Source organism: Streptomyces sp. NBC_00989 (assembly GCF_045162655.1).
In the GTDB taxonomy this organism is placed as follows: Bacteria; Actinomycetota; Actinomycetes; order Streptomycetales; family Streptomycetaceae; genus Streptomyces.
Window position 1 is genome coordinate 1 of record NZ_CP108728.1, and the last position, 25,742, is coordinate 25,742.

The window sequence follows — 25,742 nt, forward strand, 5'->3', positions numbered from 1 at the left end:
GCTCCGCAGGAACGACGCGCCGACGCTACGCGTCGGAAGCTGTCTCGCTCCGCGAAGACAGCTCGGTCCCTCCGGGACCGGAGATCCGCTCCGCGGATCCTGTAGGGTTCGTCGGTGTGGTGTCCCGATCGCTCCGCGATCGTGCCTCCTCCCCGACTGGCCTGCGCCTATACAGTGCATCTCCACTGTTCCTGAGGTGAGTTGAGGGATCCGTCCACTCCGTGGCCGGCTCCTGCTGGCTACGGAGTGGATGCTGCGTCCTTCGGCTGGCGGGCTTGGCCGCATCGGGTAAGTGATCAGCCATGCGTTCTGAGGGAGTTTCAGGGATTGGGTGCTTCCTTAGTCGAAAAATCTTGGGATATCTGAGTTCTGCCCCTCCCCCTCTCCCGGCTTCGCGAAATCTAGTACCGCATTCGGTACCTGTCCCGGTACCCTGGGCCTATGCCTGCACTCAATGTGGTTTTCACCGAAGACGAAATGACACGGCTGCGCCAGCGGGCGGCTCTGACGGGCCGGAGTCTGAAAGATCACGTGCACGACGTGACGGTTCAGGAAGCCGACCGCATCGCCTTCGTGGAGGGAGCGGTCGAGGAAGCCGCCCGGGTGCTGCCCGGCGTCGTGGCGCGGTTTCCCGAGGGACAGCGGTGAGCCCGATCATCCGTGTCGATGTCGGCTGGGTCCTGCAGATCCAGTCGGCGATCTCCCCGCTGAACGTGCCCATCGCGGACTGGGGCGCTCTGGGGTTCATGGCCGACCGGCACACGTTCGAGCGGGAGCGCGGCGTCCTGTACTACGAGGAGGCCGCCTCCCGGGCCGCGACCTTCCTGCACACCGCGCTGCTGCTGCGGCCCTTCACCGACTACAACCTGGTCATCGGCTGGGCCTGCGCCAGCCAGTACATGCACGTCTCCGGCCAGCCTCTTCAGGCCAAGGACGATGATCTGTACGAACTCGCCCAGGCGATCCGTGCCCAGGAAGCCGATCTGCGCACGGTCGCGCAGCGGCTGGAGTCCTGGCGTATCGAGTAACTACCGTCAGCGACTCCGCTTGGGGGTTCCGGGCGACGAGGGTGTGACGGCTTCCCGGGCTTCATCTTCGCTTCCGCCGGTTGCCCGGGGCCCACGACCTGCTGCCGCTGCGGGCCCTGGTCGATGTCTTCCCCGACGACGTGCACGCGGGCCGCGGGCGGCGCCGGACACCACGGACAGCCCCGACCTCTCGCCGTCATGCCGTCTGACGGCAGCGGTACTGGCCCTGGGCGCTGAGTGCTACGCACAGGGCCAGTCCAGGGCGGCGCACAGGTCTTCAAGGACCTGCCGGTCGGCTGCCGGCAGATGGGGCGAGAGGCCTACGCCGATGTCGAGCAGTCCCGGCTGCTCCAGGCTCTGGCGCATGGCAGCGATCCCGGCGAAGGGGTAGTCGGGTGTGAATTGCTCTGCGGCGGCAAGCCGCTGGGCCCATACGGTACCGGGGCGCATCCACGCGGCTCCATAGCGGGAGACGTCGACCGCGAGGAGCACCGGCGCGCCGTCCAGGGAGCGGCCCTGGGCCGCCTTCTGCGTGCCGCGGCCAGCTTCGAACGCAGCGTACTCGGCGGCGCCCAGCGGGCCGTCGAGTACGCCGGCGGTGACTTCCCAGCCCACCGCGCCGTTTCCCGGACAGACCTGGACGGTGATCTCCAGGGGGCCGCCGTTCTTCGGGTCCTCGACCTGGATGACCTCGGCCATGGCCGGGCTGCCCGCGCCGAGGGCATCAACCTGGGCGCGCACCGCTGCCGCGGCCTTGTCGGCGATCTCCGGCTGCAGCCGGCTGGGATAGCCGTCGAAGGCCAGGTCCACGTCGAACCGTCCGCCGCTGACGGCTTCCACGCGCTCGACGAGTTCGTTGATGTTCTGCGGCGCCCGAGCGGTCACCTCCACCCCGGCGCAGATAGCGCCGGAGCCGGTGAGCAGGAGGAGGTCGGGGTTCACGATCTTGGTGTTGCCCAGTTCGTAGCCGATACCGGCATCAGTCAGGGCCAGGGCGAGAGCGAACTCGGCCCGCATCTCCAGGAGTTGTCCCATCGAGGTCAGCTGCCCGAACTCCGCGATCTTCCTGCTCCAGCGCGGGTTGTCGGCGGCCGTGTCGTCGAGTGCGGCCGCCATCATCTCCAGGGCGTCCAGCCCCATGGGGACAGCCGGGTTCGTCTCAGTCTTGGCTTCCAGAACCCGGACGGGGTGGGTGTCGGGGGCGTCGGTGAGCCACCGTTGGAGCACCGGGCGGCCGGCGGAGGGCAGTTGGGAAGTGCCGCTGGTCATCGCGCCGGTCTCCTCAAGTTCGCCCGGCCTGCGGCCGGCGTGGACAAAGACTGGGCGTGCCCCGTCCGGTGGCGTCCCTCTCGTGTGCGCCGACGCGGCACCTGCTGGTCGTGCGCGGCGCGTTGCCGCATCCCGTTTCCTGCGGCAACGCGCCGGAGTTGACGCTTTCCCTGAGGGTCCTGGGCGCCGAGCGCCTCCGCACCAAAAATCCGGTCCGACGTGGTGGGATGCGGCCGGCTTCGACGGCTGGATCAGACCGCGGTAGCGGTCCGTTCAGGCCCCTCAGTGACGGGGGCGTTTGGCATGGAGCGTGAGATCCAGCCGATGACCGTGTCGGTCAGCCGCTGAACCTGGTCGGCGGTGCGCGGCATCCGCGCACGATGCCATGGAGTATGTCCCCACTGCTGTTCCAGGACCCATGCCGGTCCGTTTCGCTGTGCTTCAGCGAGGAAGCACACGCCGTCGTCGAGGAGCGCGTCCAAGACGATGCGCCGTCCGTCGTGGATGTGGGTGGCCATCCAGATGAAGCCGCCGTCGGGTATGAAGCCCTCCTCGCTGTTGTCGATCCATCCGTACTCGCCGAGGGTGGCATCGCCGTTGTCGTGGTCGATGCCCTCGCTCCAGGCGCTGGGGTCACCGGTCAGGGCTTCAGCAATACGCCGGATGCAGGGCAGCATCATCGCCCGTGTCGCCTCAACATCGCGGCGGTTGCGGTCCCCATGCGGCCCCCAGCCACCCATGAAGGGACGGCCGAAGGGGCGGAAGCGGGCTGGCTGGGCAGTGTGGCGATCAAGCCAGGCCGCCAGTTCAGCATAGAAGTCGGCCATAGTCAGCCGGTCATGCACCTGGTGCTGGGTCGCGGCCTCCAGGACATGTTCCAGGGCGGTCGTTGCGTTCCCGCCGCCGAGAGAGGACAGGCTGAACTCCTCCGAGCCCACCCAGTGTGCTCCTTCGGGCGGATACGGGCCGCGACCGGGGTAGGCCAGGACGAAGAGGGTCTTGGCGAGAGAGTAGACATCAGCCCGCTCGCCGCGGTCCTTGCCGCCAGCGCTGCGCATCTCGGGGGCCATGAAGTTCGCGGGCCCGACCCTCTCCCCGACCCGGGTCAGGCCAGCCGGCCGGTGGGCGAAGGCCGCGATCCCGAAGTCGGCCAGGACCGGCGCCTCGTCGTACCAGAACAGGTTGTCGGGCTTGATGTCCCGGTGGAAGATCCCCTGTTCGGCGAGCCCCGCGAGGGTCCGGGCCAGGGCTGCGATGTGCGTGACGACGTCCAGGACGGTCGAGGTGTCGTCGAAGACGTCGGCCAGCAGCCGGGCCCGGGGCATGGCGTACCAGCGGGGTGTGTTGCCGTGGGTGTCGTCGATGTCCCAGATCGGCAGGATGCCCGGGCTCCCGTTCACCTGCCGCATGAAGAGCGCCTCGTCGTAGAAGCGTTGGCGACGAACTTGTGTTGCCTTGTTCACGTAGCGCTCGCCCGGCACAGGCGGGGCGGACATGTGCTTGAGAACGCCCTTGCGCCCGCTGCCCGCCTCGGTGCCTTTGCGCACCCACTTCTTCCCGCCCAGTGGGCCGCCGTCGCGCCAGCGCACCACGTTGTAGTTGCCGTTGTTGTGGGCCGGCTGGGGCTTACGCGGACGCTGCGGAGGGCGGGGTGTGGGTCTTCCTGGCATGCCCGAACGGTAGCGTTCCTGGCACTCGTTCCGGGACCAAACGGTGTGGTCTGCCTGCGAGTTGGGGCTCGGACGGGGCGGGCGGACTCTGCGGGAGCGGGCGTACGGCTGCCGTGCACAGCAGGCTGCGTCATTCGATCATCGAGCCCGATGCCGCCCGGCAGCCGGTGCGGCCCTGCGCGGAGCACTGAGCGGGTGGGGCGTGGTGCTGGGGCGCAGTGGTGCGTGGAGGGCCAACCAGCGGCGCAGGCGCAGGGGCGGGTGCAGGTGTCCGGCGCAGGTGAAGTTCCAGGCGCGGGCGGCCAGGGACGTGGTGTGCTCGGCAGCGATGTCCGCGCTCCACATGTCGGCCACGCCGGTACGGCCGCAAGCCCGTACCGCGGCCGCGTCGCAGGCGAGTTCGGCCCACCAGTGCAGCACGACGGTGATCAGCCAGACGGTCAGGGCGGTCGCGGTGAAGGCCACGAAAGGCAGGAGGCCGGACGCGAGGGAGACGGCCACCACGGCGGCGGTCTCGACGCCCACCCGTGTGCGAGTGTCGCCGCGTCGCAGGTGAGCCAGTTCGTGCTCAAGGACCGGCGCCAGGTGCTGGGTGTGGTCGGGATGGAACCAGTGGGCGCCGAGCCACAGATGCCCACGCCGCCCGTAGCCGGTCGAGCGGGCGTCCGTGAGGGCGTGCCGGTCGCCGGGCAGCGCGAACGAGATCCGCTCGAGTCCGTGCCGGGCGGCGAAGGCACGCGCATGGTGCTCGGTGTCCCGCATGCGTGCGGCCATCGACAGGTAGAGTGCCGACGGATCAGCTGGCGCCCTGTGCGGGCGGACGTGAGAGTCCCAGGTCAGCGCCTGGGCGAAGCCGCCGGCAGAGACGGCGCGGTCGCTGGTGTGGTGTCCGTTCCAGGCCCAGAGCGCGCCGCTGAGGAACGCGGTGTAGAAGGCGATGGAGTGCGGCCCGCCGACTGCCGTGGTGATGGTCTGCGCGGTGATCCCGGCGGCCACGATGAGGGAAACGCCCCAGCGGTCCAGCACCTCCCCGATACGCATGGCGTCAGCGTAGTGCGCGTCTCGTGTCCGCCGGGCCCGCGGGCCCGGCGAGGAGATTGGAGGCGTTGGCGGAGTGGGGGCACGACGTCAGCGGCCTGGAGAACGCGGACGACGTCGCGGTCCGCGCACACTGGGCCAACAGCGAGCGGAACGCTGGACGGGCGGCTGCGCAGACGGTCCCCCGTTCTGCGTGGCCTCGGCCCGAACCCGGGAACGTGCAGGCTGCCCCGGGGCGGGTCGGCGTCGCGCCCAACCCTGCTCCGTAGGGCGGATGTTGAATGTGCCGGGTATCAACCGGGCGGTGCAAAAAAGGGCGTTGAGGTTCCGCGTAGACCATTTCCCAGTTGGGAGGTGGCCGCGCAAGAGGCCGACGGCTACCGCGCGGCTGTCCGGAGGCCGTCGATCAGGGCCCGCAGTTTGGGTGTCAGGTCCGGGTGGTCGCCGCGGGAGGCGGACTGGAGCAGCTCGGCGCAGACGACGAGCAGGGCGGCGCGGCCGGCGGCGCCTTCGAGGAAGGCGGCGAGTTCGCGGCGGATGCGGGCGGCGGTGTCGGGGGCGAGCTGAGCGTAGGCGTAGAAGATGGCGGCGTCGTAGCCGCGGGGCGCGATTCCCCATCCCTCCCAGTCGAGGACCGTGCCGCCGGTGGTGAGGTTGGCGGCATGGAAGTCGCCGTGCGCGCACTCCCACTCGTCGATCCGCGGCGCCGGTAGTCCGGTGAACTGGGGAACGGCGCGGTCGATGTACTCCTGCCGTACGGCGGTGCGGTCGGTGGGGGTGGCGGCGATCGACGCCAGGTTCGCGCGGGTGGTGGCGAACCAGGCGTCGGCAGGGTGAGTTCGTGGCGCAGGACGGGGTCAGGGGAGAGTACGGGCTCGTCGATGTACTCGGTCAGTTCGGCCCGGTAGGCGTGCGCGCCGGCTGTCCAGTCGTGCAGTCCGTAGAACCCTGGTTTGCGGACGGCCGGGAACGCGGCGACGGCCCGCTCGGTGCCCTCCCACAGTTTCCCGCCCTCCTTCGCGGCGGCCACGGACACCAGGCGCAGCCAGCACACGCCGTGTTCGGGGTGCTCGGCGCGATGGCCGAGGGTGCGGCCGTGCCACCCCCACACCCGTGGCCCGTGGACGGTGACGCCGAGGGTGACGGCCGCGCGTGCGTGCGCGGCCGTCATGCGTCGGGTGTCGTCGTCAGACGGGGGTGGCGAGTACATCGAGGGCCGTCCGTAGCGTGTCGGGAGGGGTGGCGGGCGCTCTTCGGACGTACCGAAGTTGGGCGACCATGTTTCGACCGGAACGAGGTCACATCAGCTCGCCGGGCTTGAACTCACCGACCGTCTTCTTCTCCGCCCTCCACACCCAGATCGGCGACCTCGTCCACAGCTCCGGCTGCTGCTCTCCCTTGGGCGCCGGCCGCCAGGCCTGGTCGGGGATGAAAATTGCCCGGACTTCATCCAGGCGCATCGTCGGCCCGCGCCAAGGGATGCGCCACTCCCGCTCGTGCGTCCAGTCAGTGGAGCCGCCGGTGCGCACTGCCCAGTGATCGAGTTTCGCGCCTTTGAACATCGCCAGCGTCGCCTCGTCTTGCATGTAAGCCACCGTGCCGCCGCCCCTACACAGCACCTGCGGACGTGTCATCACGATGCCCCACGGGCAGTAACGGCGTTCTCCCAGCAGGAAACGCAAGTGGTCCCCGGTCGTCTCCGAGAAGCTCACGCAACGCATCCCTGCACCGTAGGGAGGAAACGCTCTGATCAGCCCGCTGCTGACTATCGACCGCAGTCGCTCCTCCGCCGACATCCACCGGATGTCCCGATCCACCCAGTCCGGGTGCGGGCGACCGCCCCGGCCAGTGAAGTGGATGAGGAAGTCGCTCTGCGACGGACTCATTTTCTCCATCGGCCCCCCAGCCCTCTCCTGCGGCGCGGAGACCGGCTCCGGGTACACCGAGCCCCCGGCTGTCCGGTGGACGGTGCCGGGGACTCGTATGCGCAGAAGCCCGGGGATCCCTAGTTCTTTGGCGAGAGCGGGGAATCCAGGCTTTCCTCCAACCCGGAGCCACCTCCAAGTCGGTAAGCACAGAAACCGACACTGAAACGGTCACAACTGTGCTCGTGACAACACTACGCCCGACTCCCCCCGAAGGAAAGCGAGCGTGGCAAGCTACATCCGGCCCATTGCCCACAGGAATAGGCATTTCTTTTGCCTGCTTGCCGTCGTCATTACTAATAGGCGCCGAGAACGACGGACCGTGCAGCCGCAACGAAGTGACCTGCGTCACACGCCAGCAGGGAGCGTCTGCCAGCGCAGGCGAGGGGACAGAGCCGTGACGGCCACCGGGAGCCGGGAGCCGGGAGGGCCGATAAGACAACAAGACAAAGAATGAGAGAGCGAAGGGTCCGGAGGCGCCGAAGAAGATCATTAATTGCGGGTGATCATCGCCGAATTCACGCCGCCCCGGAACACGGAAACGTGCAGTGAAGATCACGTGAACCACGTCACGCCTTCTCCGGAATCCGAATTGGTGCACAGCGGTTTCAAGTTCTGCTGTAATGGAATGAAAACTCAATACCCCTGCAGGGCGAGGGACTTCACGAACCCTTTTGGCGAGAGCGCGTGAACCCGAGCCACCTCCACCCCGGGGCCGTCGGTGTCCGCGTACGCGGGCCCGGCGGTCCCCTCTCTCCCGAGAGGCACCTCCGATATGGCCTTCTTCGGCCTTCCCGAGCGCGTACGCACGGCGTCGCGCACCGTCCTCGACCTCGCGAAGCGCGGCGTCGAGGCCGCCCGCCGCGGTCTGGAACCCGCGGAGATCTGGTTCCAGGACCATCACGTCGCCGTGCTGGTCTGCGTGGCGGGCACGGTCCTGCCGCTGACCGGCCTGATGATGTGGACCCACTGGGACGCCGTCACCGAGACCGCCCGCCAGGTGGGCCCGGTCCTGACCGTCATCAGCATCATCACCGGCGCCGTCCTCCGCATCGTGCGGTGGGTACGCAAGCGCCGCGCCGACCGGCTCGCGCAGGTCATCACCCTTCCCGCCGCCCGCAACACCGAGTCCGGCACCGAGACCTCCCCGGCCACCGAGACCGAAGCCCGCACCGAAGCCGACGGAGGTGCTCATGACGACGCCGCCTGAGGACCCGCAGCAGCATCGGACGGACCGCGACGCGCTGGAGACGGCCCGCCAGATCCAGCTCACCCGCGTCCGCGACGTCCTGGAGAACACCCGCCAGGCCCAGCTCACCCGCGTCCGCGACGTCCTGGACCGCGGCGCCGAGTCGCTGGCTGTGGACCGCGAGAGCGGCGTGCCGGAGGGGCTCCGCCTCCCGCTCGACTACGAGGCGTTCCACGCCGTCGACCGCACCGAGTTCATGAAGTTCGCGTTCGTGCCGCTCAGGGAGGACGTACCAGAGGATGTGCCCCCGGAGCCTCTCTACGCCCCGTCCAGCTTCGAGGCGTTCTACGCCCGCAACGTCGGCCGGTGCACGAAGTACGTGTCCTCGCGGCGCGGGCGCGGCTGGTGGAATCTGCCCGGTCACTCGCCGGAGGACATCACCCAGGACGCGTTCGTGACCGTGCTGCGCAACTGGGACAAGGTCAGCGTCATGGCCTACCCCTACGCCTACCTGCGCAGGGTGGCCGACAACCTGCTGCGCCGCGCCTTCGAGCAGGGATGGGAGTACCCCGTCGAGGAGTTCGGGGACCTCGAGTCCTGGGACCGGACGGCGGAGCACGAGCAGGGCCTGGACGCCGTGATCGTCAACGGCGAGACGTTCCGCGAGCTGGTCGGGCAGCTGCCGGAGCGTCAGGCCCAGGTGCTCGTCCTGTACGCCCTCGAGTTCACGGACTCGGGGATCGGCGAGCTCCTCGGCCTGGCGCCCGCCACGGTCCGCTCCCACCGGCGCCACCTGGTCAACTACGTGACCAGGACGGGCTGGAGGGAGCCGGAGGAGGAGATCGCGGCCGCCTAGCCCCGCACACGGACGAAGGACCGGCCGCCGGACTGCACCCGGCGGCCGGTCCTTCTCCGTCCCCGCTCCGGGACCGGCGCCGGAGACGGCCTCGTTGCCGTGCCTTGTGATCCGGTGCCGTCAGAAGTGGGGCCGGCCGGCGCCGTCACCCGTGCTGTCGTAGGCGTTGATGTAGGCGAGACGGAACGTCGGCCCGCAGCGGCCGGTGTCGCCGTAGAGGCCCTCGTCACCGAGCAGTTGATGCGCGGCCACCGCGAAGACGCCCTCCGCCGAACCCACGACCTTGCCGCTGCTGTCGAGGAACTCGTACCGGATGTCGTACGCCATCGAATGCGCGGCATGGTTTCGCAGCCAGAACGTGAGCTGAGGCGAGCCGCCGGCCTCACAGTCGCTCTTCACCCGGTACAGGTCCTTGACCGGGTGGAGATAACTCCGGCTCGGTGACGGGCCGGGCGTGGCTGACTTGTCGTTCGACGGGGCTGCGGACGAACAGCCGGCCGTGACGAAGGCGAGGGCGGCCGCAGCGGCCGTGACGCGGTATCTCACCAGGTCACCCTGGCAGAACCCGGGCAACCCCATAGTGGTTTCACCAGGCACCGTGTCCCTCAAGTGCCCTTGGCCGAGCGGCAGCTGAGCGGGTGGGGCCTGCATGGCGCACTCCGCAGGTCACAGCACATCTCCATGGTGCAACAACGCATTCCGCAGGTCGTCTGCCTTCACACCGCGCGGCGGGCCGGACAGCTCCGGCCCGCCGCTTTGATTGGCTCCCGGGGATGGACCGCCTTTACGCCACTATGTAGATTTGCGACATTGGAGGTGTGCCATGAAGACGTCCCTCTCCTTGCTGCGCGTGCTCGCGGCCCTACTGGAAAACCCTGACGACCCCGCGTACGGCTACAGTCTGATGAAGACGACCAGCCTGCGTTCGGGGAGTCTTTACCCGATCCTCGCGCGACTCACCGCCGAGGGCTGGGTCACCCGCGAGACGGAGGAGGCCCGGCCCAGCGAAGGCCCGGCCCGCAGGTACTACCGACTCACCGCCCTTGGTGTTGCCGAGGCCCGCCGGGAACTCGCGTCTGCTGCGGCCGGCCTGACGCCCGGCCAGCGCCAGCACCCGGGGGTGGCCGGTGCTTAAGGATCTGGCCGTCGGCCTGCTGTCCGCGCTCCTCGCACTCCCAGTCCCGGCAGTCCTCGGCACCCTCAGCCGACGCCTGCGCCAAGCGATACCCCACGCGCTCGTCCTCATCGCCGCTTTCCTCACCCCGCGCGAACAGCGGGTCGAGATGCGCGATGAGTGGACCGCAGAGCTCGCCCAGATTCTTGCCACCATGCCGACCGCCTGGCAGCAAAGCACGGCCGCCAACGGGTTCGCCTTCGACCTGATCCGCGCAGCCGCCAGAGTCCGCGCCGCCACACACCGTCTGACCCGTGCCGCCCGCCGCGAGGAACCCACCGTCACTATCACGGTCAACAAGGCCTTCCGGGTCTGGGAAACCAAAGAGATCACCGTCCCCGCCTCCCTCACCCGGCGCTGACCCGACACCACCCGGGTCGCTGACCAGAGGTGATCAAACTTCCCTACGTTCTTCTCCGGGACCGGGCGAGCCCTTCGTATGGTTGGCCCACCCAGGTGTGACCTCCAGTGATAGGTCGCCAGGGCCGACGGGAAGCCCGCAGTTCAGCAACCGGTACTCAACGATGGTTGGCCACTGCGGTCTCGGCTCCATTCGAGGCCACCAAGGCATGGGTGGGGCGGTTGGATGCCTGCACTTTTACTCGTACTCGATACATGCTTGCATGTCGTACTCGATACATGCTCCACTTGTGGCATGACGAATATTCGGCTCACCAAGCCGACGATCGCCGTCCTGGAGACACTGCTCTCCGCGACAAGCGACGAGCGGGCATGGGGCCTCAGCATCTGCCGCGACGCCGACCTCGGCCCCGGCACCGTCTATCCACTCCTTGACCGGCTATCTAAACGTGGGTGGGTCACCAGTTACGAAGAGACTGGCCCCCATCCGGGCCGTCCAGCACGCCGCTTCTACGAACTCACCGGCATCGGTCGCACCCGAGCAGAGGAAGCTCTGGAGGCGCGAAAAGCAAGGCAGCTCAAGCTCCACCTGTCAGGAGGCTGGGCATGAGCACTCCGTCCCACATGGAGGACCCGGCTTCAGCCCGACTCGCCACGGGCGCCCTTGTTCGGAGCAGCGTCGAGGGCGACGCGGCCGCCTGGAAGTCACTGGTGGAAGGGCTGAGTCCGCTGGTGTGGTCGGTCGTGCGCGCACACCGACTCTCCGACGCCGACGGGCACGAGGTCTACCAGGCCACCTGGTTCCGATTCGTGCAGCACCTGGAACGACTCAGGGAGCCGGAAAAGGCGGGGTCGTGGCTTGCGAGCACCGCCCGGAACGAATGTCTCAACATTATTAGGAGCCAGAGTCACCCAACACGTCAGGAGTACTCCCAGGCCGCAATGTCGTTCGCCGAGAGGCAGGACGTCGAGCTTCCCTGGCGGAGCCCACAGGCCTATCGACCGCGGAGGTCTCGCTCGGCGTGGGGCCTGACGTCCTGGGCTTCACGGCTAGCCGGGAGGCAGCGGGACACAGACCAGTGGCGTGCGCACCTTGCCGGAGTTCCGGAGGAGGGCATTGTCCTGGCACCGCGCCAGCAGTTGGGCGCAGCATTTGGCTTTCTCGTCGCCGCGGTGCGGTACCGCCTTAGCGATCTCCTTGGCGGCTTGTGGCGACCCGTGGACTGGTTGCTCCGGACCCCGCATCGCAGCAACGCTTTCATCACCGCGGCGGTCGGCGCCCAGGCTGTATACATCGTCGGCGATGATGGGTTGGCAGCACTCGTGACGGAGGTATGGGAGCCCTGCGGCATCGCGGGCGCCTCCTTGTTCGCCCTGACCCGCTGGCTCCGTCGCGTCCGCGGCATCGAGTTGGCCACACCCGATCGTGAGCCCGCCGACGACTAGATGATCGATTCCAAGAAGTCTCTGTGGTTAGTGGTCGTAGGCGGTCAGTGAGCGGAGGGTGGGCTGGCCGGTGTGGTCGTTGTGCCAGATCGCGGCGGTCAGTGCGAGGATGCGCTGCATGACGCGGGCGATCACGCCGCCTGGTGTGCGGCCTCTGTGTTGTTCGAGGTTGAGTTGGCCCTTGAACGTCTCGCTGACCGACTCGATGATCTGCCGCAACGGCTTGAACAGCGGCGCGCCGGGCCGTTCCGGCTCGCCCTTGCGGGCCGGCCGCAGCAGCCGGATGTTCTGCTCGGCCACCTGGTGCTCGAAGTCGCGGCCGAAGTAGTTCTTGTCGCCGATCAGCGTCTGTCCGGGCCGGGCGGCGACGAGGTGCGGTTCGGCGGCGAGCAGGTCCAGCAGGGTTTCGCGCTCGTCGGCCTTGGCCCCGGTCAGAGCGAAGGCGATGGGCAGTCCCTGCAAGGTGCACACCAGGTGCAGGCGCAGGCCCCAGAAGAAGCGGCTGTGGCTGGCGCAGTACCCGTACTCGGCCCATCCAGCCAGGTCGGAGCGTTTGACGGTCTCTCGGGAGCGTCCGCATTCCACCGGCGTGGAATCCACGATCCACACGTCGTCGCTCCATACGGAGGTGGCGGTGGCCAGCAGCCGGGTCACTTGCCGCAGCAGCTCGGCGGCCTTGCGTAGGCGCTTGTTGTAGCCGGGCTGCTTGGGCAGGTAGGGAAAGAGATGCCGCAGGTGGGAGTGGGCGTGGCGAAGCCACTTGGCCTCAGAGGTGAAGCCCAGCATGGCCTGCATCATCGCGAGTGTGACCAGTTCGGCATCGGTGAGCTGCGGAGCGATACCCGTGGCCGGACGCCAGGGCGCCAGATGCGGGGACGCCTTCAACAGGTCGTCGGTCCTGACGTACAGCGCGGTGGCGAGGTGTTCGATGTCGCACTCTTGACCCTGCATACCCTCAGTATTAATACTGGAGATATGCAGACGATGCAGGGTATCCACAACCCGCTCGACCTCGACATCATCGACGCCAGCGGCTACCTCACCGGCCAAGAGACGTGGGTCGCCGACCACGTAGCCGCCATCACCGACAGCATGCGCCGCCACGGCTGGCAGGGCGCCCCGCTCGTCGTCCTCCCCGAGTGGGCCATCTCCTACAGCGGCACCCACCGGCTCCTCGCCGCCGAAGCCGCCGGACTGGAGCAGGTGCCGGCCGTCAGCCTGGAAGACCTCTTCGAGGCGTGCGGCCTGGACCTTGAGGCCATCGTCGCGGCAGACGACCTGATGGTGACCATGCACCGGCCCGAGATCCTGGGCCACCTGCCCGACGACGTCCGCGCCGCGTACACCCTCGACGACATCATCTGATCCCGCGGGAAGCCCTGATGACCACACCCACCACCGGCTACGAGGCCGAGCCCACCGACGTCGCAGCCGAAGTCGACGGCCACCTCGCCGACATCACCGACCCGCTGGAGCGATACCACCGGGCCACCGCCGCCCAGGCCCACCACCAGGCGGTCGCCGCCGCCTTGCAGGCCGAACGCGACAAGGCCCTGGCACTCCTCAACACCCCGGACCCGGACGGGTGCCGCCTCACCTACGAGCAGATCGCCGAACAGGTGACCGTCGGCCTCACCCGCTCCGGCGTCCAGAAGGCCGTGGAACGCGGTCGGGAGCACCTGCGGTGCGCCGGCTGACGAAGGAGGAGAAGACCGCGATCCTCAAAGACGTGGGCACGGGCCTCTCCCTCAACGGGAGCCTGGGCCGTCTCGACGTCTACGGTCATCTGTTCTACGACGAGCGCCGCCTCAACCCTGGATTCGAGGCGGCGCTCATGGCTGCGGCTCACCGGGGCGGGAACCAGGACATCCAGCCCATCCGCACCGCCGCTGCCCGCATCGAGGAGAAGCGTGTGAAGCGGGCCGTCCTCGATGCGCTTCAAGCCGGTGGGACGCTCGCCCTGGCGTACCGGCAGGTGGGAGTCACTGACCGGACGGTCCGCCGACTGCGTATGGACGACGCACAGTTCGACGCCGTTGTGGGCAAGATCCTGGACTCGCGGAAAATCGACACGGAACGTGTGAAGCAGGCCGTCCTTGAAGCGCTCCGCGCCGGCCACCCACGTGCGAAGGCATACCGGCAGGCGGGCACCTGCCGCAGGACGGTCCACCGGCTCCGAGCGGAGGACCCGCAGTTCGACAGAGCCGTCACCGAGTCACTCCACGAGGTACTCGACAGGATACTCCGCGGGGAACATACCGTGCCTCGGATGCCCACGACGACCGGCCCTCGCCTCTTGGAAGGATGCACGGTTGCTGGCTGCCCGGACACCAACATCAAGGCGAAAGGGCTGTGCATCCGGCACTACTACCAGCAGTACCGGACGGGCCAGACCACGCCTGGTCCGCAGACCTACGGCCGGACGACATGCACAATGCCCGGCTGCGGCCGACCGCACCGGGCGAAGGGCTACTGCACCCGCTGCTACGAACGACACGTCAGGCAGCGTCTTCGCGCACGGAACGGCAACTGACCTTGGAATCAATCATCTAGGACAGAGCGGCTCGCCTGCGCCTCGTGGCCAGATAGCTCTGCCAATGGCCAGCTATCGCTGCGAGTCACACCAGGGGCGTCGGGTGTGGCTTTCAAATTCGAACATATGTTTTAATCGCATAGTGCAGCAGCCGACGTTTCCGCGCGATTTGATCCGGACCCAGCTCCAGCGGACCCGCACATACGCGGCCCTGGAGCTCCGACCCTTCGAAACGACTGCGCTGCGCCGTCGGCTGCGGCAGCTCGACAACCGGATCAGCGCTCACCCGTTCTGGCAGACGGCGGCCGGGCGCTCGCCGTCGGCCAGGGTCGAGCTGCGCGAACTGGTCCGGGAGATCCAGGAGACAGAGGAACACCTCTCGGACCAGCAGCGGCGCATCCTGCGGTGCATCAGGGAGTGGGCCGCCGCGCACAACGGCGAGACCCCCTCGGTACGGGAGATCGGCAGGATCGTGGGCCTGTCCAGTACCGGCAGCGTCGCCTACCAGCTCGGGCAGATGGAACAGCTCGGCGTCCTCGACCGCAGCGTCAACCGCGGCCCGGGCAAAGGGATCTCGCTGCCCTGGTGACCACGGGACCTGCGGGCTCCGGGCTGGTCAGGCCTCGTCCGACTCAGCGGTGTCGGCGAGTGCGGTCAGGTCCTCGCCGAGACCGGGGCCCGTCCGTACAGGGCCCGCCGCCGTCCGGGCCGGAGACCCGTCGATGCGCTCCAGCGTGATCCTGGCATCGAGCACGGGCGCCTCGTCAGAGGTGTCCCCCGGCTTGCGGTGCAGCTTCGACCTGAGGCCGCTCAGCCCGCTCTTGGCGTACGGCGCGGCCTTCATCGCGGCGTAGCACGCCACGAAGCCCAGCGCAGCGAGCACCGTACGCTCCATGATCCTGTTGTCGTCCTGGTCGGCCGGGAACAACTCGACGTGTCCGACGAACGTGTTGTCATCGTTGATCAGGAGTCCGCGGCTCCCCTCGGACGCGCGTGACCGCGCGAGACGCGTCCCGGCCGGACGCTCCACATACATCACGTCGCGGACCTTCTCGGACATGTCAGCAGAGGCCATGGGGCAACTGTAGAGATCTCCGCCGGTGCCGTGACGGGGATTCCCGAGACCCGGTGCCGATCGCAGCGCCGCACTCCTGCACGGCATGGCCCCGGGCGTCGGCCGCAGGACGTCGAGCGCGTCGTCTACCACCATCCGGCCCCCTCCGATATCCCAGATCGGCGGGGCCGGAGCCGTGTGCGGTCCCGGACATCCAGACGTGAGATACCGGGCACGACCCGTGGTACTGCACGATGCCGAGCTGGCGAAGTGCGAGCTGGTCAGCGTCGGAGCGGGCGCACGGCAGCCGTGCACAGCAGGGGAATCTCATCGAACTCCCACAGACCCTCACTCCACTCCCACGCTCCGCCGCGGTCGGCTTCCTCGTAGCCGAGCTCGGCGAGCGCCCGGCGGCGGCCGGAGCCGGTCAGCAGGCCCGCGTCGAGAAACACCGTCGGCTCATCCATCCACGGGTCCCCGCCGTCCTCGTGCAGCTCACCGGGCGCCACCGCCATCAGCCAGCGCCCGTCGTCCTGCAGGGCGACGTACGCCGTGGCCCTCTCGTACCGCTCCCTGCTCACAGGCACCGGCCCCGGACACCGACGGCCCCGGCAAGGCCCGGGACGGTCGCCGACATCTTGCAGTGGGAGATCACCGGGATGCGGCCGTACCAGCCGGCGCCGCCAGGACGGACTAGTCGCGCCCGTACTACGGCCGCGGGGCTGCTCAGGAGTCGGCGCAGCCGGAAAGCGTCCGGGCGGGCGGTGCCGGCGTATACGGCGGTCTGCAGGACGTCGCAGAGCAAGGGCGGGTCCGGCTGGAGCAGCCGGCGGTCCAACAGGCGTGACACGGCGGTCTCTCCCCTCGGTGCGGCAGCGGCGGAGCGGTGGTTGCTGTCCGCCAGCCTGCCGTGTGGGCACGCTGCTGATCGCTGTGCGCGGCGAGTCCTCCCGCCTGGCGGTCCGTGCCGCTCTGAGCGTCCCGTGCCACGGGATTCGGCCCCGGGACCGACCGGCGGGTGCCGGTCACGCGCATGACTGATCGAAGTGGGGTCCTCAGGTCTCACCCCGCCCCTCCCCCGTCCCCTGCTCTCCGCCGGCGTCGGGGTACCAGGGGGCGAGGCGCAGGAGGAGGTGGAGGGTGTGGCGGGCGGCGGTGCGGTGGGCGGGGCGCGGAGCGTAGGCGGCGCCGAGGGCGATGACGGCGGTGAGGGTCAGGAGAAGCAGGAGCGCAGCGCCGGCGTACGCGAGGGCGGTGCGGCCGGCCGGGGCGAGGAGGAGCACGGTGGCGGCCGTGGTGGCCGTACGGGCGGGCCGGCGCCGAGCGGAACGCCGGCGGGCGGGACGGGGACGGGCTGGCATGGGCGAACGGCTCCTTCGCGGCGTGCGGCGATACCCTGGGCCCCTGCCGGGACCCGGTCGTCTGCCCAGTTCAGCGGGTACGCGGCGCACGTTTTCCGGGTACCTCGCGGGGTTCTAAAATGCGGCGGTGACCAGAGGAGAACCGAGCCCGGCGGACCAGCAGCTGATCGAGCACCTGACAGCGCTCGGCCTGGACGTGTCGGCGGCGCAGCTGGAGCGGTGGCGCGGGGCGGGGCTGCTGCCCGGGCACGCTCGGGCGTGGCTGGGGCGCGGGCGCGGCTCGGTGTCCGTGCTCGCCGAGGAGACCGTCGCGGTGGCCGCGGCGATCGCCGAGCACGCGCGGCCGGGGCGGGACCTGCGCTGGACGGTGATCGCCTGGTACGCCGAGGCCGGACGGCCGGTGGTGCCCGGGGAGTCGGTGGTGCCGGAGCCGCCGTGGCCGGCCGTGCACGAGGCCCTGCTGTGGGCCGCGGGCCGCTCCCAGGCGCAGCGCCTGGCCGCCGCCGGGAGAGCCGCGGCCGCCGCCGGCGACGCGGAGCAGGACGCCTTCTACACCCACGTCACCCGGCTGTTCGGGCGTGCCCCGGGCCCTCTCCCGCACCCGGACGAGCTGCTGCGGGTGGTCCAGGACCCGGACGCCGAGCTGGAGCGCGGCCCCGACCGCCGGCTGCGGCGCGGCGCGGTCCGTCTGATCGCGGCCGCCGGCATGGGTGCCGACGAGGTCGGCGGCGAGGCCTTCGTCGACGCGCTCGCCGCCCTGATGCCCGGCCTCGACTGGGCGCCCGTCGCCGCGGAGGCGCGGCGGGCCGAGGAGGCGGGAACCCTGGAGGACTGGGTCCGGGCCGGGACGCTCGACCCGCTCGCCCTCCTGCGGGCGGCCGGCGAGCAGGAGGTGGCCGCCGCGCGCCGGACGGCGCAGCTGCTCGCCGGGATCGGCGGCCTCTACGTGATGCACGGGCTGCTGATGCCCGACACCCCCGGCCTCGCCCACCTGCGCGAGCAGCTCGACGCCTCCGGTTTCGGGGTGATCGTCGCCCAGCTCGTCCCCCTCATGATCAACCCGACCGGCGTCCCCCAGGCCCTCGTCATGTGCCTGATGCCCGTCATGGGCGCGCTCGCCGCCCACTTCGAGGCTCTGCTCGCCCAGCAGGCCGACACCGGGCGCGGGCTGCTGTGGCTGCCCGGCGACGAACACGGCTCAGCCGAGGCCTACATGGAGGCCTGGACCGGCCGCGTCCACCAGCTCGCCGAGCGCTCCCGCACCCGCCGCACCGCACAACAGGCCGACAGGGTGGACGAGGTGAACGACGACGTCGCCGTCGAGGCCTGCGACCGTCCACACGGCGCCGGCCGCATGATGGAGCCCGCCCTACAGCCCGACGAGGAAGGAACCCGCAGCCGATGACCAGCAACGGCCTCCGGACCGGGCCGGGAGGTGCTGCATGACCCTCTTCGACGACCTCGCGCGCGCCTCCCGGATGCGCACGCCGGAGACGGAACTGCGCTACCACGGCGGCCCGCTCGACGGACAGGCCCACACCTGACCCCTGGCCGCCGTGCCGCCGCAGATCCCGGTCGCCCCGTGCCGCCGGCCAGGCGGGAGGCCGGTACCTGCTCGCCGACGGCACGGACGACCCGAACCTCTCCTTCTCCTCCTACTGGACACCCGGCGACCGCGCATCCGCGCCGCGACCGGGTTCCGCCGCCCACGACGCCCCAGCGGCCGACCAGCTCATCGAGCTCCCGGACTGGGCCCTCGCCATCCGCGCCCTCTTCCAGGACAGCCGGGGCCGGCATGCCTCCCTCCAGCTCGATGTCCCGCCCCCGCCCCACGAGTAGCCGTGCCCCTAACTCCCCGATGGCACCAGGCGGTTGGGACCCCGCCACGGGCGCGGCCTGGCCGGGGAACTCGCGGGGGTGACGCCGGCATGACCGTCGAGCAGTGACGGGCCGCGGCCCTACGGATGGATCCAACGGCACGACTTCGTACGGGAGTTGCTGGGGCAACTGGTCACCGTCCCAATGCCGGCAACGGCTGTGCGTGGACGGGAGGTTGAGGCTTTGTCGTGCGGCCGTCAAGGCCGCCTTCACCCGTAGGGATTGCCGCGCCTTGACGGTGTCTCATGCCAGGTGCGTTTGTCGTACGGTCTCCCCACCGTCGCATCCTCGGGTGGGACTGTGGCGGTCCGGATCGGGGAGAGGACGGCATCGGGTGATCGCGGGTGATGGGGAGTCGTGGGGTGCGAGGGCGATCTGCCGAACCGCCGACCCCGAGGAACTGTTCGTCGAAGGCGCCGCGCAGAACCGGGCGAAGGCGGTGTGCACCGGCTGTCCGGTGCGTACGGAGTGCCTCGCCTACGCTCTCGACAACCGTATTGAGTTTGGGATTTGGGGCGGTATGTCGGAGAGGGAAAGGCGCGCACTGCTGCGGCGGCGGCCCACAGTGACGTCTTGGCGGTGTCTGCTTGAGGCTGCCCGCACGCAGCACAACCGGCAGGAATCCCCCGAAGGTGACGAGCGCCGTGCCTCGGCCAGCTGAGTACGGCCCGGCTGGCCGCCGCTTCATCACCTCCGCTCCGGCGTCGACGAGGAGAGCCGGCTCACGTTGAACCACGACCTTGCCGCCGAGCTCCACCGCCGTGCCGAAGACGACCAGGCTGTGCGCGCCTCCCGGCCGGAACTCATGACGGACGCGAGATGCGCCGAGCGCATCGGGCAGGTCTGTCTCAACGCCATCACATGACAGCAGACCCGGACACAACACATTCCCGACGACGGGGACCGAGACCACCCACCAGCACTCACACCATCAGCGAGCCAACGCCCCGAGATCGTCCGGGCCGTGGGAATGCCGCGCCGGTTCGGGCGGGGAGGTCACCGGTCATCCCTCATTCCTGACGGGCGGCACCGCGGCGCCGCCCGGGCCCCGGCCGGTCAGCGGGCGTGGCCGGTGTCGGGGCGAGGTCCACCTCGCCGGCTTCGACCAGGGACCGGCGTAGTTGTTCGGTCTGGGTGGGCCGTTCGGCCTCCGGCAGCGCTTCGGCGGCCTGGAGCAGGGCCCGTGCGTGCCGGCGGACGTCGGCATCGTACTCGGGGTCGGGGGCGGGGTGGGTCAGCAGGTGCGCGGTCAGGAGCAGGGCATCAGGGCTGCGCGGGTGGTCGGCGGCGATTTTGGCGACCTTGTCGGCGCAGGTCTGGGCGGGGGTGTGCTCGGCGCTGCGCCGGGCCAGGGGCAGCCATACCTCGTCCGTGAGGGCGGAGCTGACGAAGTAGCCGGCATCGGCGAGCGCACCGGACGGCAGGTCGGCCTCCAGCGCCGCCGTCCACCACGTGCGTGCGACGTCTTCGGGGGCGCGGGCGGCCGGGGCTCCCGCGGCCTCGCCGGACCGCGGGCGCCCGCGCGCGGAAAGGGCGAGCGGCATGAGGAGATGGGAGGCTCCGGCGCCGTCCGGCCCGGCCACCTCGCGCCAGGCGTCGACCGGGTCGCCGAGCAGGTCGTGCTGGCCGTCCAGCAGGAGCGCGAACGCGACGCGTGTGGCCGCGCGGTACCGGTTCTCGCGCACCGCGGCCAGGAGCTGGTCGCGGTGCAGGGCGGCGAGCAGCAGCGGATCAGTTCTTCCCCGGGCCAGCCATACGGAGGCCGGGGAGGGCCGGTGGGGGTCGAGGGCGTACAGCTCGGGGTGGGCGGCGGTGAAGGCGGTGGCACGGCGGTGCAGGACCGGCAGGTGCGCGCCGATCACAGCAGCGACCGCCTCGTCGCCCGGGCGGGCGGCCAGGACGTCGGAGAGAAGGCGAAGGATGTCGGCGGGCATCTCACCGTCCGCAGGGGCCCGGCTTGCGGCGTAGTCGAGCAGGCAGTCCAGCGCGCGCACTGCCGGGTGTGAGCCCAGCAGTCCCTCGGGCAGCTCTTCTTCTCCGCCCGCACCCGCACCCGCACCCGCACCCGCACCGTCGCTGTCGCCGACGCTGGGGGCGGGCGTGTCCGAGGTGCTTGCGGGCGGTGGCGGGGCGGGGCGGGTGAGGGGCTCGGCGAGGCCGCGCAGGTTGTCCAGGACGGCCGGCAGGTAACCGTCGAGGTCGGCGCCGGTGTGCCACACGACGCTCAGCAGACCGGACCACGCCCGGCCGGCGAACTCCGCCGCGTCGGGGACATGGGGGCTGGCGGGGGCGGGCAGGGCGCGGCTCAGTGCGAGAGCGGCGAGGACGGCCTCGGCCGGGCCGGCGGGGAAGGCGTCAGGGGCGCGCGCGACGGTCGCGACGGCGGCGAGGTAGAACGCGCCGAGCTCCGGCCGGGCCAGGACGGCGAGGACCTGGGGGACGTCGGCGGTCCAGGCGGCCCGGTCGGCTCCCACGAGGCGCTGCAGCACGAGGGCGTAGCCGTCGGCGCCCGCGTCTTCGGCGGCGGCGAGGGCGGCGGCGGCCTCGAGCGGGCCGGCCGCGGCGGCCAGATCCAGCAGGTCCTGGAGGGCGACGACGGTGTCATGGCGCGAGCGCGGGCGCGCGGCGGAACGCGGGTCGGGCGGTCCGGCCGGCTTCAGCCGGTGCAGCGCGGCGAGCAGCGGGGCGAAGTCGGTGAGCAGCGGTACGGGCAGGACCGGTGACCAGTGCCATACCCGCAGCCAGGAGGCGGGCAGCTCGGTCCGGCCGCTGGCCTGGGTGGCAGCGGGGGCGGCGGGCAGGGCCTGGTCGATCTCGTCGGGGGAAGGGGCCGGACCGAGTGCCGCGCGTGCCCGCTGGTTCAGGTCGGCGGCCCGCTCGGGCGGGCAGGTGTCCAGCACCAGGGCGGCCAGCCGGGAGCCTTCCGGGTTCGGGCGGCCGGCCAGCAGCCGCACGGTGACCTCGACCGCCCGGTCCCACCACTCCCCCGCGCCCGCGGAGTCGGTGCCCGCGGCCGGTGGGTGTGCGGCCAGGTGTGCGGCGAGCATCCGGTCGTGCAAGCGCGGGGCCGCGGCGTCGATCCGCGGCCATCCCCGCATCCGCTCGACAAAGGGGACACCGGCCGCGGCGTCCGCTACGGCGAGGTCGAGGACCGCCCGGGCCAGGAGCGGGCCCAGGAACGGGCCGAGGACACTGGCCAGGAAGGGGACCTCGTCGTCCCGGAGGCGGACCTCGTCCAGGTCGACGCCGTCGACAAAGCCCTCCTGCCAGGTGCTCTTGGAGGTCGCCGAGACGTTGCGGCACAGCAGCGCTGCCAGCGCGTTCCGGGCCCGGCGGTCCCAGCGGACCGTCACGCCGTCCGGGCTGTGGACGGTCGCCACCAGCTCCCGCAGCAGGGCCACCACGTCGCCCTCGGGCAGGAGGGCAGCCCATTCCTCGGTGGCATGCGGGCGCTCCAGCATCGCTTCCAGGGCCGGGAAGCCTGCGTCCACCACGTCTTTGAGCAGCTCCTCGACGACGGCCAGCCAGTCCCCGTCCCGCTGCGGCATCGGGAGAGTGCACGCCCAGCGGGCAGTCAGCCCGCGCGGCCAGCCCGCCGGCTCGATCGGCATCCCGGCCCGGGCCGGTCCGATGACGACGGGGAGCAGCAGGCGGACACCGGCGGGAGCGAGGGCTCCGACCGGAGCCAGGAGCAGTACGTACAGGGCGTCCGGGCCGGCGGCGGCGAGTTGTTCGGCGTGGGCGGCCAGCCACGGGCGGGCGGTGTCCGGGGCTGCGGCGGCCAGGTGCTCGAAGAACCGGACAGCCGGCCACCGGCCGGTCGCCTTGTCGGGCAGGAGCAGGTGCGGTGCGTGCTCGTCAAGGACGTGAAGCCAGGCCGGGGCAGGGCCGGAGCGGAAGAAGTACCCGGTGGCGCGCGGGTCCGCCCAGCCGGCCAGCTCTCGCGCCTCCTGCTCACCCGGGCCCGTGAGCGCGGTCAGCTCAAGAACCCGCGCGGCACGGGCGGGGAGCGGCACCAGCAAGTTGCGGGCCGCGCTGAGGAGTTCGGTGTACAGCGAGGCGGCCTTGCCGGGGGCGGCGGCGCGGCCGTGCAGGATGCCCGAGGCCACCCCGTAGAGGGTTCTCCACACGTCCAGCGCCGTCTCTTGCGCCGCGCCGAGTGTGACGCCCATCAGCCGCTCGACGATTCTCGCGGCCCGTACCTGGTGGCCCGGCTGGTTGAGTTCATCGCGCAGCACGTCGGCCGCCGCCGTCACCCGTTCCCACGCCGCGCGCTCCGTCGGAGACGGGCTGGCCGGGGAGTCGGTGACGCCGGGAGCGGCGGCCCGGGCGGCCTCGGCGGCGGCCGGTGACGGGACGGCGTCCACTGCGGCCAACAGGTCCTTCGCCGGGAGCATCAGGCTCACCGTGCCCGGCGAGCCGGACAGGCCCAGCAGCGCGTCCGCCGCGGACCGCACACACGCCGCGGCCACCTCCTCCGGCTGGAGGAACCCCGCCACGGTGAGCACCCGGTGCGCGTCCCGCAGCAGCCCCAACGCCCGTACGCCCGCCTCCCCCTGAGCGGTCAGGGCGTCGGCCAGGGTCTCGTCGACCACGGGCAGTCCGGCCGGCGGCATCTCGTCGCTCACCGGTGCACCGTAGAGCGTGGTGGGCGGTGGCCGGGCAGGAATCGGACAAGTCCGACCACCGGGCCCAAGCCGGCGCGGCAGGGCGGGAGCGCGGGCGATACGGCGCTGACGGGCCCGGGAGCGCGACGGGTCGAAGACGGAGGTGCTGTGGCTTCTCGCCGCCCGTCCGTTCGCGGCACGGTTTGCCCTGGTCCACTGGCGCCCTGCGCGGCTCGCAGCGGCTTCCCGTAGGTGCTGTCGAGCAGGGGGCCACAGGGGTCCCTGAGGTAGAACGACGACTTCACAGCAGCGGAGTCTGTAGCCCAGGTTGTAGACCGGGAGGCTATTTCCCGTACGATCGAGACGCGGAACAACGCGGAAAACTTGACGCAGAGGACCCCTTTCCTGGGCTCCACCCCAGGTCCAGGGCCCTCCATCCGCGACACAGCCAGTGAGCCCGGTCGTCCAGACATCGGCCGGGCTTACTGCTGCCCGGCGCTACGACCCGCTCCCACGTTCTCCGTCAGGAGAAGTGCTGCACCACGAGGTTGGCGAGGCCCGCGAGCACCGGTGACCAGTCGATCAGAAGCTGCCGGGTGAGTCGGCGCCGTCTCCGGCGCTTCTCGGCTGCTTCCTCCTCGTCACCGCCGTCGGCGGGTGTCTTGCCTTCCATGTGGGCCTCCGTGGCGTCCGAGACAGCCCGGCTGATCTGCCGGGCCTTCACCAGGCGGTGAAGTACAAGGCAGGCGCCACAGAGGAACGTCCCCAAGCATAGAGGTGGGGCCGACACACGAGGGCACCGAGGAGCACAACCTGCGGAAGTCCAAAAGCCGCTGAGCCCATGTCAATTAGCGGCTCCACCTGCGACGGAGAAAAGAGACTCGGTGACGCGGGGCGATTTGCAGGGGGTCCCCAAAAGTGGTGCTCGGCCGGTGTCTGGGCCCCTGGGACCATCGAAAATTTCGAGCTCCCCTCCTTGATGTGAACTGTGGTTTCGTCAGGGGCGCCGCGTGCCGGTCGGATCACTGTCCGGGCCGTGCCCGAGCGCCGCCCGGGCCTTGATCACCAGACGTGAAGGCGCCCTTCTTGCTGTCGCGGGATCTGGCCCGGGTCCTTCAGGGGTCGGCAAGAGTTCTGCCACCGCGAACCGCTGCATCAGCTGCCGGGAAACCTGTGTGAAGGGCTGCATGGTGGTGGACGTGCAGACGGGACAGGGCTTGGACCTCGCCGAGAGGACGGTAGTTCCGTCGGGAAGGGTGAAACGCCGGAGCTCCTGCCCGTCGGGGGTGCGCTCGGGATCCGAGTGGAGGTACACCGGGCGGCCGTCCGGAAGAACGACTCCCGAGGCCTGGCGCCGGGCGACGACCGCGGGCCCGAGCCGCCGCTCCTCCGCCCGGTCCCACGCCTGTTCCCACTCGCGCAGCACCAGCCCCTTCGCCCCGCAGGCGATGGCGAACGCCCGGACGAACTGGCGGGTGGGACGGCCGCCCTCCTGGCGGAGGAAGCGCCCGACGGTGGCGTGGGCCAGCACACCGGCGCTGGCGGCCTCCAGCTCGCGGTACGGCCGGGCGCCGTCCTTCTGATAGAGGTCGGCCAGCGCTACGTGCAGTTCCGCGAAGTTGCGCACGTACCGCGGGTGCGGAACGGGCTCCTGGCAGCCGCGGGCGGCCCGGTAGCGGGCACGCTTCCACAGCCGCTCGGCCTCATCGGGGTCGGCGTCGCAGGCCAGGGCGTAGGCCCGGACCGTCTTCAGCTTCGGCATCTGCTCGCCGGCCACGGCCCGGATCAGCGTCGAGGCGCTGCATCCGGACCGTACGGCGAGTTCCCTGTAGTTCAGCCCGGCCCGCTCGCGGTGGTCCCGCAGATAGAGAGCCAGCTTCTCCAACTCCCGCTCGCACGAGGCGATCGGGTTCTCCCGCCGCCCCACCGTCAGCTCGCCGCTTCGACCCGCTTGGCGGAACGCGCCCGGCGGACCAGGCGCAGGCCCGAGTCCGTCGTCTCGGCGAGCAGGACCAGGACGGACAGGGCCGGCATCCCCGCGAGGGCCAGCAGCACGGCCAGGACCAGGACGACCACGACGACGGTCGCCTCCGGAGCGTTCAGCGGCCGGTCGCCGGTCACCACGCAGGTAGCGCGGGCAGTGTGAGACATGGTGTTCTCCCCTTCGGTGTCTGTTCGGGCTCCCCAACTGGCGTCACTGCGCGGGCGGTTGCCGTCGCCCATGCGAGTGACATTCCAACGATGCTGGCGCACCGCACAGACTGCTCATGACCAACTCCCGGACCACGCCGCGTATAGACCCGTCCCCGTCTCACACTGGACATCACGCATCCAGGCCTTCACACGCGCCGAAG

General features: G+C 70.5%; 29 protein-coding genes and 1 pseudogene. 15 read left to right on the plus strand and 15 right to left on the minus strand.

Going from position 1 to position 25,742, the window contains the following annotated elements; translation table 11 throughout:
* Positions 1–441 precede the first annotated feature (441 nt).
* Together OG714_RS00005 and OG714_RS00010 are read left to right on the plus strand one after the other, a co-directional pair.
* Positions 442–648, plus strand: coding sequence for a hypothetical protein (locus OG714_RS00005; RefSeq protein WP_406117602.1), 207 nt, complete (start codon positions 442–444; stop codon positions 646–648).
* The gene (locus OG714_RS00010; protein ID WP_406117603.1) at positions 645–1,028 is read left to right on the plus strand and encodes a hypothetical protein; all 384 of its coding nucleotides are present in this window, start codon (positions 645–647) and stop codon (positions 1,026–1,028) included. Before OG714_RS00005 ends, OG714_RS00010 begins: the two co-directional genes overlap by 4 nt.
* Before the next feature lie 240 nt (positions 1,029–1,268).
* Here OG714_RS00010 and OG714_RS00015 read toward each other — a convergent pair whose 3' ends face one another.
* The 5 genes from OG714_RS00015 to OG714_RS00035 all read right to left on the minus strand — a co-directional run bounded on the left by OG714_RS00015 (position 1,269) and on the right by OG714_RS00035 (position 6,717).
* Positions 1,269–2,297, minus strand: a complete 1,029-nt coding sequence (locus OG714_RS00015; protein ID WP_406117604.1) for a hypothetical protein — start codon at positions 2,295–2,297, stop codon at positions 1,269–1,271.
* Between the two features lie 251 nt (positions 2,298–2,548).
* Positions 2,549–3,967, minus strand: coding sequence for a protein kinase domain-containing protein (locus OG714_RS00020; protein ID WP_406117605.1), 1,419 nt, complete (start codon positions 3,965–3,967; stop codon positions 2,549–2,551).
* Between the two features lie 138 nt (positions 3,968–4,105).
* Complete coding sequence (locus OG714_RS00025; protein ID WP_406117606.1) at positions 4,106–5,008, minus strand: hypothetical protein; 903 nt, start codon at positions 5,006–5,008, stop codon at positions 4,106–4,108.
* Positions 5,009–5,382: 374 nt separating this feature from the next.
* A complete protein-coding gene (locus tag OG714_RS00030; RefSeq protein ID WP_406131664.1) occupies positions 5,383–5,802 on the minus strand; it encodes a phosphotransferase in 420 nt (139 codons plus the stop codon).
* A 501-nt stretch (positions 5,803–6,303) separates the two neighbouring features.
* Positions 6,304–6,717 (minus strand): hypothetical protein, encoded by a 414-nt coding sequence (locus OG714_RS00035; protein ID WP_406117608.1) that lies wholly within the window; start codon positions 6,715–6,717, stop codon positions 6,304–6,306.
* 988 nt (positions 6,718–7,705) lie between these two features.
* On the opposite strand from OG714_RS00035, the gene OG714_RS00040 reads away from it, so the two are divergent.
* A complete protein-coding gene (locus OG714_RS00040) occupies positions 7,706–8,140 on the plus strand; it encodes a hypothetical protein (protein WP_406117610.1) in 435 nt (144 codons plus the stop codon).
* Positions 8,124–8,975, plus strand: coding sequence for an RNA polymerase sigma factor (locus OG714_RS00045; RefSeq protein WP_406117612.1), 852 nt, complete (start codon positions 8,124–8,126; stop codon positions 8,973–8,975). Before OG714_RS00040 ends, OG714_RS00045 begins: the two co-directional genes overlap by 17 nt.
* A 120-nt stretch (positions 8,976–9,095) precedes the next feature.
* Here OG714_RS00045 and OG714_RS00050 read toward each other — a convergent pair whose 3' ends face one another.
* On the minus strand, positions 9,096–9,521 hold the full coding sequence (locus OG714_RS00050; RefSeq protein WP_406117613.1) for a hypothetical protein: 426 nt from the start codon (positions 9,519–9,521) through the stop codon (positions 9,096–9,098).
* A 277-nt stretch (positions 9,522–9,798) separates the two neighbouring features.
* Here OG714_RS00050 and OG714_RS00055 point away from each other — a divergent pair, with 277 nt between their 5' ends.
* The 4 genes and pseudogenes from OG714_RS00055 to OG714_RS00070 form a co-directional block, all read left to right on the plus strand.
* Positions 9,799–10,110: a PadR family transcriptional regulator gene (locus OG714_RS00055; RefSeq protein ID WP_406117615.1), complete on the plus strand. Its 312-nt coding sequence runs from the start codon at positions 9,799–9,801 to the stop codon at positions 10,108–10,110.
* On the plus strand, positions 10,103–10,510 hold the full coding sequence (locus tag OG714_RS00060; RefSeq protein WP_406117617.1) for a hypothetical protein: 408 nt from the start codon (positions 10,103–10,105) through the stop codon (positions 10,508–10,510). The genes OG714_RS00055 and OG714_RS00060 overlap by 8 nt, the downstream gene beginning before the upstream one ends.
* A 294-nt stretch (positions 10,511–10,804) precedes the next feature.
* Positions 10,805–11,119: a PadR family transcriptional regulator gene (locus OG714_RS00065; protein ID WP_406117618.1), complete on the plus strand. Its 315-nt coding sequence runs from the start codon at positions 10,805–10,807 to the stop codon at positions 11,117–11,119.
* Positions 11,120–11,133: 14 nt separating this feature from the next.
* Positions 11,134–11,412: pseudogene (locus OG714_RS00070) on the plus strand (RNA polymerase sigma factor); the annotation flags it as partial.
* A 570-nt stretch (positions 11,413–11,982) separates the two neighbouring features.
* Here OG714_RS00070 and OG714_RS00075 read toward each other — a convergent pair.
* Complete coding sequence (locus OG714_RS00075) at positions 11,983–12,906, minus strand: IS982 family transposase (RefSeq protein WP_406117619.1); 924 nt, start codon at positions 12,904–12,906, stop codon at positions 11,983–11,985.
* Between the two features lie 24 nt (positions 12,907–12,930).
* On the opposite strand from OG714_RS00075, the gene OG714_RS00080 reads away from it, so the two are divergent.
* The 4 genes from OG714_RS00080 to OG714_RS00095 all read left to right on the plus strand — a co-directional run bounded on the left by OG714_RS00080 (position 12,931) and on the right by OG714_RS00095 (position 15,077).
* Positions 12,931–13,320, plus strand: a complete 390-nt coding sequence (locus tag OG714_RS00080; RefSeq protein ID WP_406117620.1) for a hypothetical protein — start codon at positions 12,931–12,933, stop codon at positions 13,318–13,320.
* A gap of 17 nt (positions 13,321–13,337) precedes the next feature.
* On the plus strand, positions 13,338–13,652 hold the full coding sequence (locus OG714_RS00085; protein WP_406117622.1) for a hypothetical protein: 315 nt from the start codon (positions 13,338–13,340) through the stop codon (positions 13,650–13,652).
* Entirely contained in the window at positions 13,640–14,488 is an 849-nt protein-coding gene (locus OG714_RS00090) for a hypothetical protein (RefSeq protein WP_406117623.1), read from the plus strand. Before OG714_RS00085 ends, OG714_RS00090 begins: the two co-directional genes overlap by 13 nt.
* Positions 14,489–14,630: 142 nt before the next feature.
* Complete coding sequence (locus OG714_RS00095; RefSeq protein ID WP_406117625.1) at positions 14,631–15,077, plus strand: LexA family protein; 447 nt, start codon at positions 14,631–14,633, stop codon at positions 15,075–15,077.
* A gap of 27 nt (positions 15,078–15,104) precedes the next feature.
* On the opposite strand, the gene OG714_RS00100 is transcribed toward OG714_RS00095, so the two are convergent.
* From OG714_RS00100 to OG714_RS00115, 4 genes are all read right to left on the minus strand, one after another.
* The gene (locus OG714_RS00100; protein WP_406117627.1) at positions 15,105–15,563 is read right to left on the minus strand and encodes a hypothetical protein; all 459 of its coding nucleotides are present in this window, start codon (positions 15,561–15,563) and stop codon (positions 15,105–15,107) included.
* Positions 15,564–15,823: 260 nt separating this feature from the next.
* Entirely contained in the window at positions 15,824–16,129 is a 306-nt protein-coding gene (locus OG714_RS00105; protein WP_406117628.1) for a DUF6303 family protein, read from the minus strand.
* Complete coding sequence (locus OG714_RS00110) at positions 16,120–16,392, minus strand: hypothetical protein (RefSeq protein ID WP_406117630.1); 273 nt, start codon at positions 16,390–16,392, stop codon at positions 16,120–16,122. Before OG714_RS00110 ends, OG714_RS00105 begins: the two co-directional genes overlap by 10 nt.
* Positions 16,393–16,597: 205 nt before the next feature.
* Complete coding sequence (locus OG714_RS00115; RefSeq protein WP_406117632.1) at positions 16,598–16,903, minus strand: hypothetical protein; 306 nt, start codon at positions 16,901–16,903, stop codon at positions 16,598–16,600.
* Positions 16,904–17,030: 127 nt separating this feature from the next.
* On the opposite strand from OG714_RS00115, the gene OG714_RS00120 reads away from it, so the two are divergent.
* The 3 genes from OG714_RS00120 to OG714_RS00130 all read left to right on the plus strand — a co-directional run bounded on the left by OG714_RS00120 (position 17,031) and on the right by OG714_RS00130 (position 19,646).
* Complete coding sequence (locus OG714_RS00120) at positions 17,031–18,308, plus strand: hypothetical protein (RefSeq protein ID WP_406117633.1); 1,278 nt, start codon at positions 17,031–17,033, stop codon at positions 18,306–18,308.
* Between the two features lie 810 nt (positions 18,309–19,118).
* Positions 19,119–19,442 carry a WhiB family transcriptional regulator gene (locus tag OG714_RS00125; RefSeq protein WP_406131665.1) on the plus strand — a complete coding sequence of 108 codons (324 nt, stop codon included), beginning with the start codon at positions 19,119–19,121 and terminating at the stop codon, positions 19,440–19,442.
* 66 nt (positions 19,443–19,508) lie between these two features.
* Complete coding sequence (locus OG714_RS00130; RefSeq protein ID WP_406117634.1) at positions 19,509–19,646, plus strand: hypothetical protein; 138 nt, start codon at positions 19,509–19,511, stop codon at positions 19,644–19,646.
* A gap of 145 nt (positions 19,647–19,791) precedes the next feature.
* Here OG714_RS00130 and OG714_RS00135 read toward each other — a convergent pair whose 3' ends face one another.
* From OG714_RS00135 to OG714_RS00150, 4 genes are all read right to left on the minus strand, one after another.
* Positions 19,792–23,409: a hypothetical protein gene (locus OG714_RS00135; protein ID WP_406117635.1), complete on the minus strand. Its 3,618-nt coding sequence runs from the start codon at positions 23,407–23,409 to the stop codon at positions 19,792–19,794.
* A gap of 502 nt (positions 23,410–23,911) precedes the next feature.
* Positions 23,912–24,061 (minus strand): hypothetical protein, encoded by a 150-nt coding sequence (locus tag OG714_RS00140; protein ID WP_406117637.1) that lies wholly within the window; start codon positions 24,059–24,061, stop codon positions 23,912–23,914.
* Between the two features lie 324 nt (positions 24,062–24,385).
* Positions 24,386–25,315 carry a helix-turn-helix domain-containing protein gene (locus OG714_RS00145; protein ID WP_406117638.1) on the minus strand — a complete coding sequence of 310 codons (930 nt, stop codon included), beginning with the start codon at positions 25,313–25,315 and terminating at the stop codon, positions 24,386–24,388.
* A 2-nt stretch (positions 25,316–25,317) separates the two neighbouring features.
* On the minus strand, positions 25,318–25,539 hold the full coding sequence (locus OG714_RS00150) for a hypothetical protein (protein ID WP_406117640.1): 222 nt from the start codon (positions 25,537–25,539) through the stop codon (positions 25,318–25,320).
* Positions 25,540–25,742: the final 203 nt, after the last annotated feature.

Coding starts and splice junctions, on each gene's coding strand:
- OG714_RS00055 (WP_406117615.1), top strand. CDS start 9,799: ATGAAGACGTCCCTCTCCTTGCTGCGCGTGCTCGCGGCCCTACTGGAA.
- OG714_RS00020 (WP_406117605.1), bottom strand. CDS start 3,967: ATGCCAGGAAGACCCACACCCCGCCCTCCGCAGCGTCCGCGTAAGCCC.
- OG714_RS00140 (WP_406117637.1), bottom strand. CDS start 24,061: ATGGAAGGCAAGACACCCGCCGACGGCGGTGACGAGGAGGAAGCAGCC.
- OG714_RS00080 (WP_406117620.1), top strand. CDS start 12,931: ATGCAGACGATGCAGGGTATCCACAACCCGCTCGACCTCGACATCATC.
- OG714_RS00015 (WP_406117604.1), bottom strand. CDS start 2,297: ATGACCAGCGGCACTTCCCAACTGCCCTCCGCCGGCCGCCCGGTGCTC.
- OG714_RS00065 (WP_406117618.1), top strand. CDS start 10,805: ATGACGAATATTCGGCTCACCAAGCCGACGATCGCCGTCCTGGAGACA.
- OG714_RS00045 (WP_406117612.1), top strand. CDS start 8,124: ATGACGACGCCGCCTGAGGACCCGCAGCAGCATCGGACGGACCGCGAC.
- OG714_RS00025 (WP_406117606.1), bottom strand. CDS start 5,008: ATGCGTATCGGGGAGGTGCTGGACCGCTGGGGCGTTTCCCTCATCGTG.
- OG714_RS00005 (WP_406117602.1), top strand. CDS start 442: ATGCCTGCACTCAATGTGGTTTTCACCGAAGACGAAATGACACGGCTG.
- OG714_RS00075 (WP_406117619.1), bottom strand. CDS start 12,906: ATGCAGGGTCAAGAGTGCGACATCGAACACCTCGCCACCGCGCTGTAC.
- OG714_RS00150 (WP_406117640.1), bottom strand. CDS start 25,539: ATGTCTCACACTGCCCGCGCTACCTGCGTGGTGACCGGCGACCGGCCG.
- OG714_RS00040 (WP_406117610.1), top strand. CDS start 7,706: ATGGCCTTCTTCGGCCTTCCCGAGCGCGTACGCACGGCGTCGCGCACC.
- OG714_RS00115 (WP_406117632.1), bottom strand. CDS start 16,903: ATGCCAGCCCGTCCCCGTCCCGCCCGCCGGCGTTCCGCTCGGCGCCGG.
- OG714_RS00085 (WP_406117622.1), top strand. CDS start 13,338: ATGACCACACCCACCACCGGCTACGAGGCCGAGCCCACCGACGTCGCA.
- OG714_RS00100 (WP_406117627.1), bottom strand. CDS start 15,563: ATGGCCTCTGCTGACATGTCCGAGAAGGTCCGCGACGTGATGTATGTG.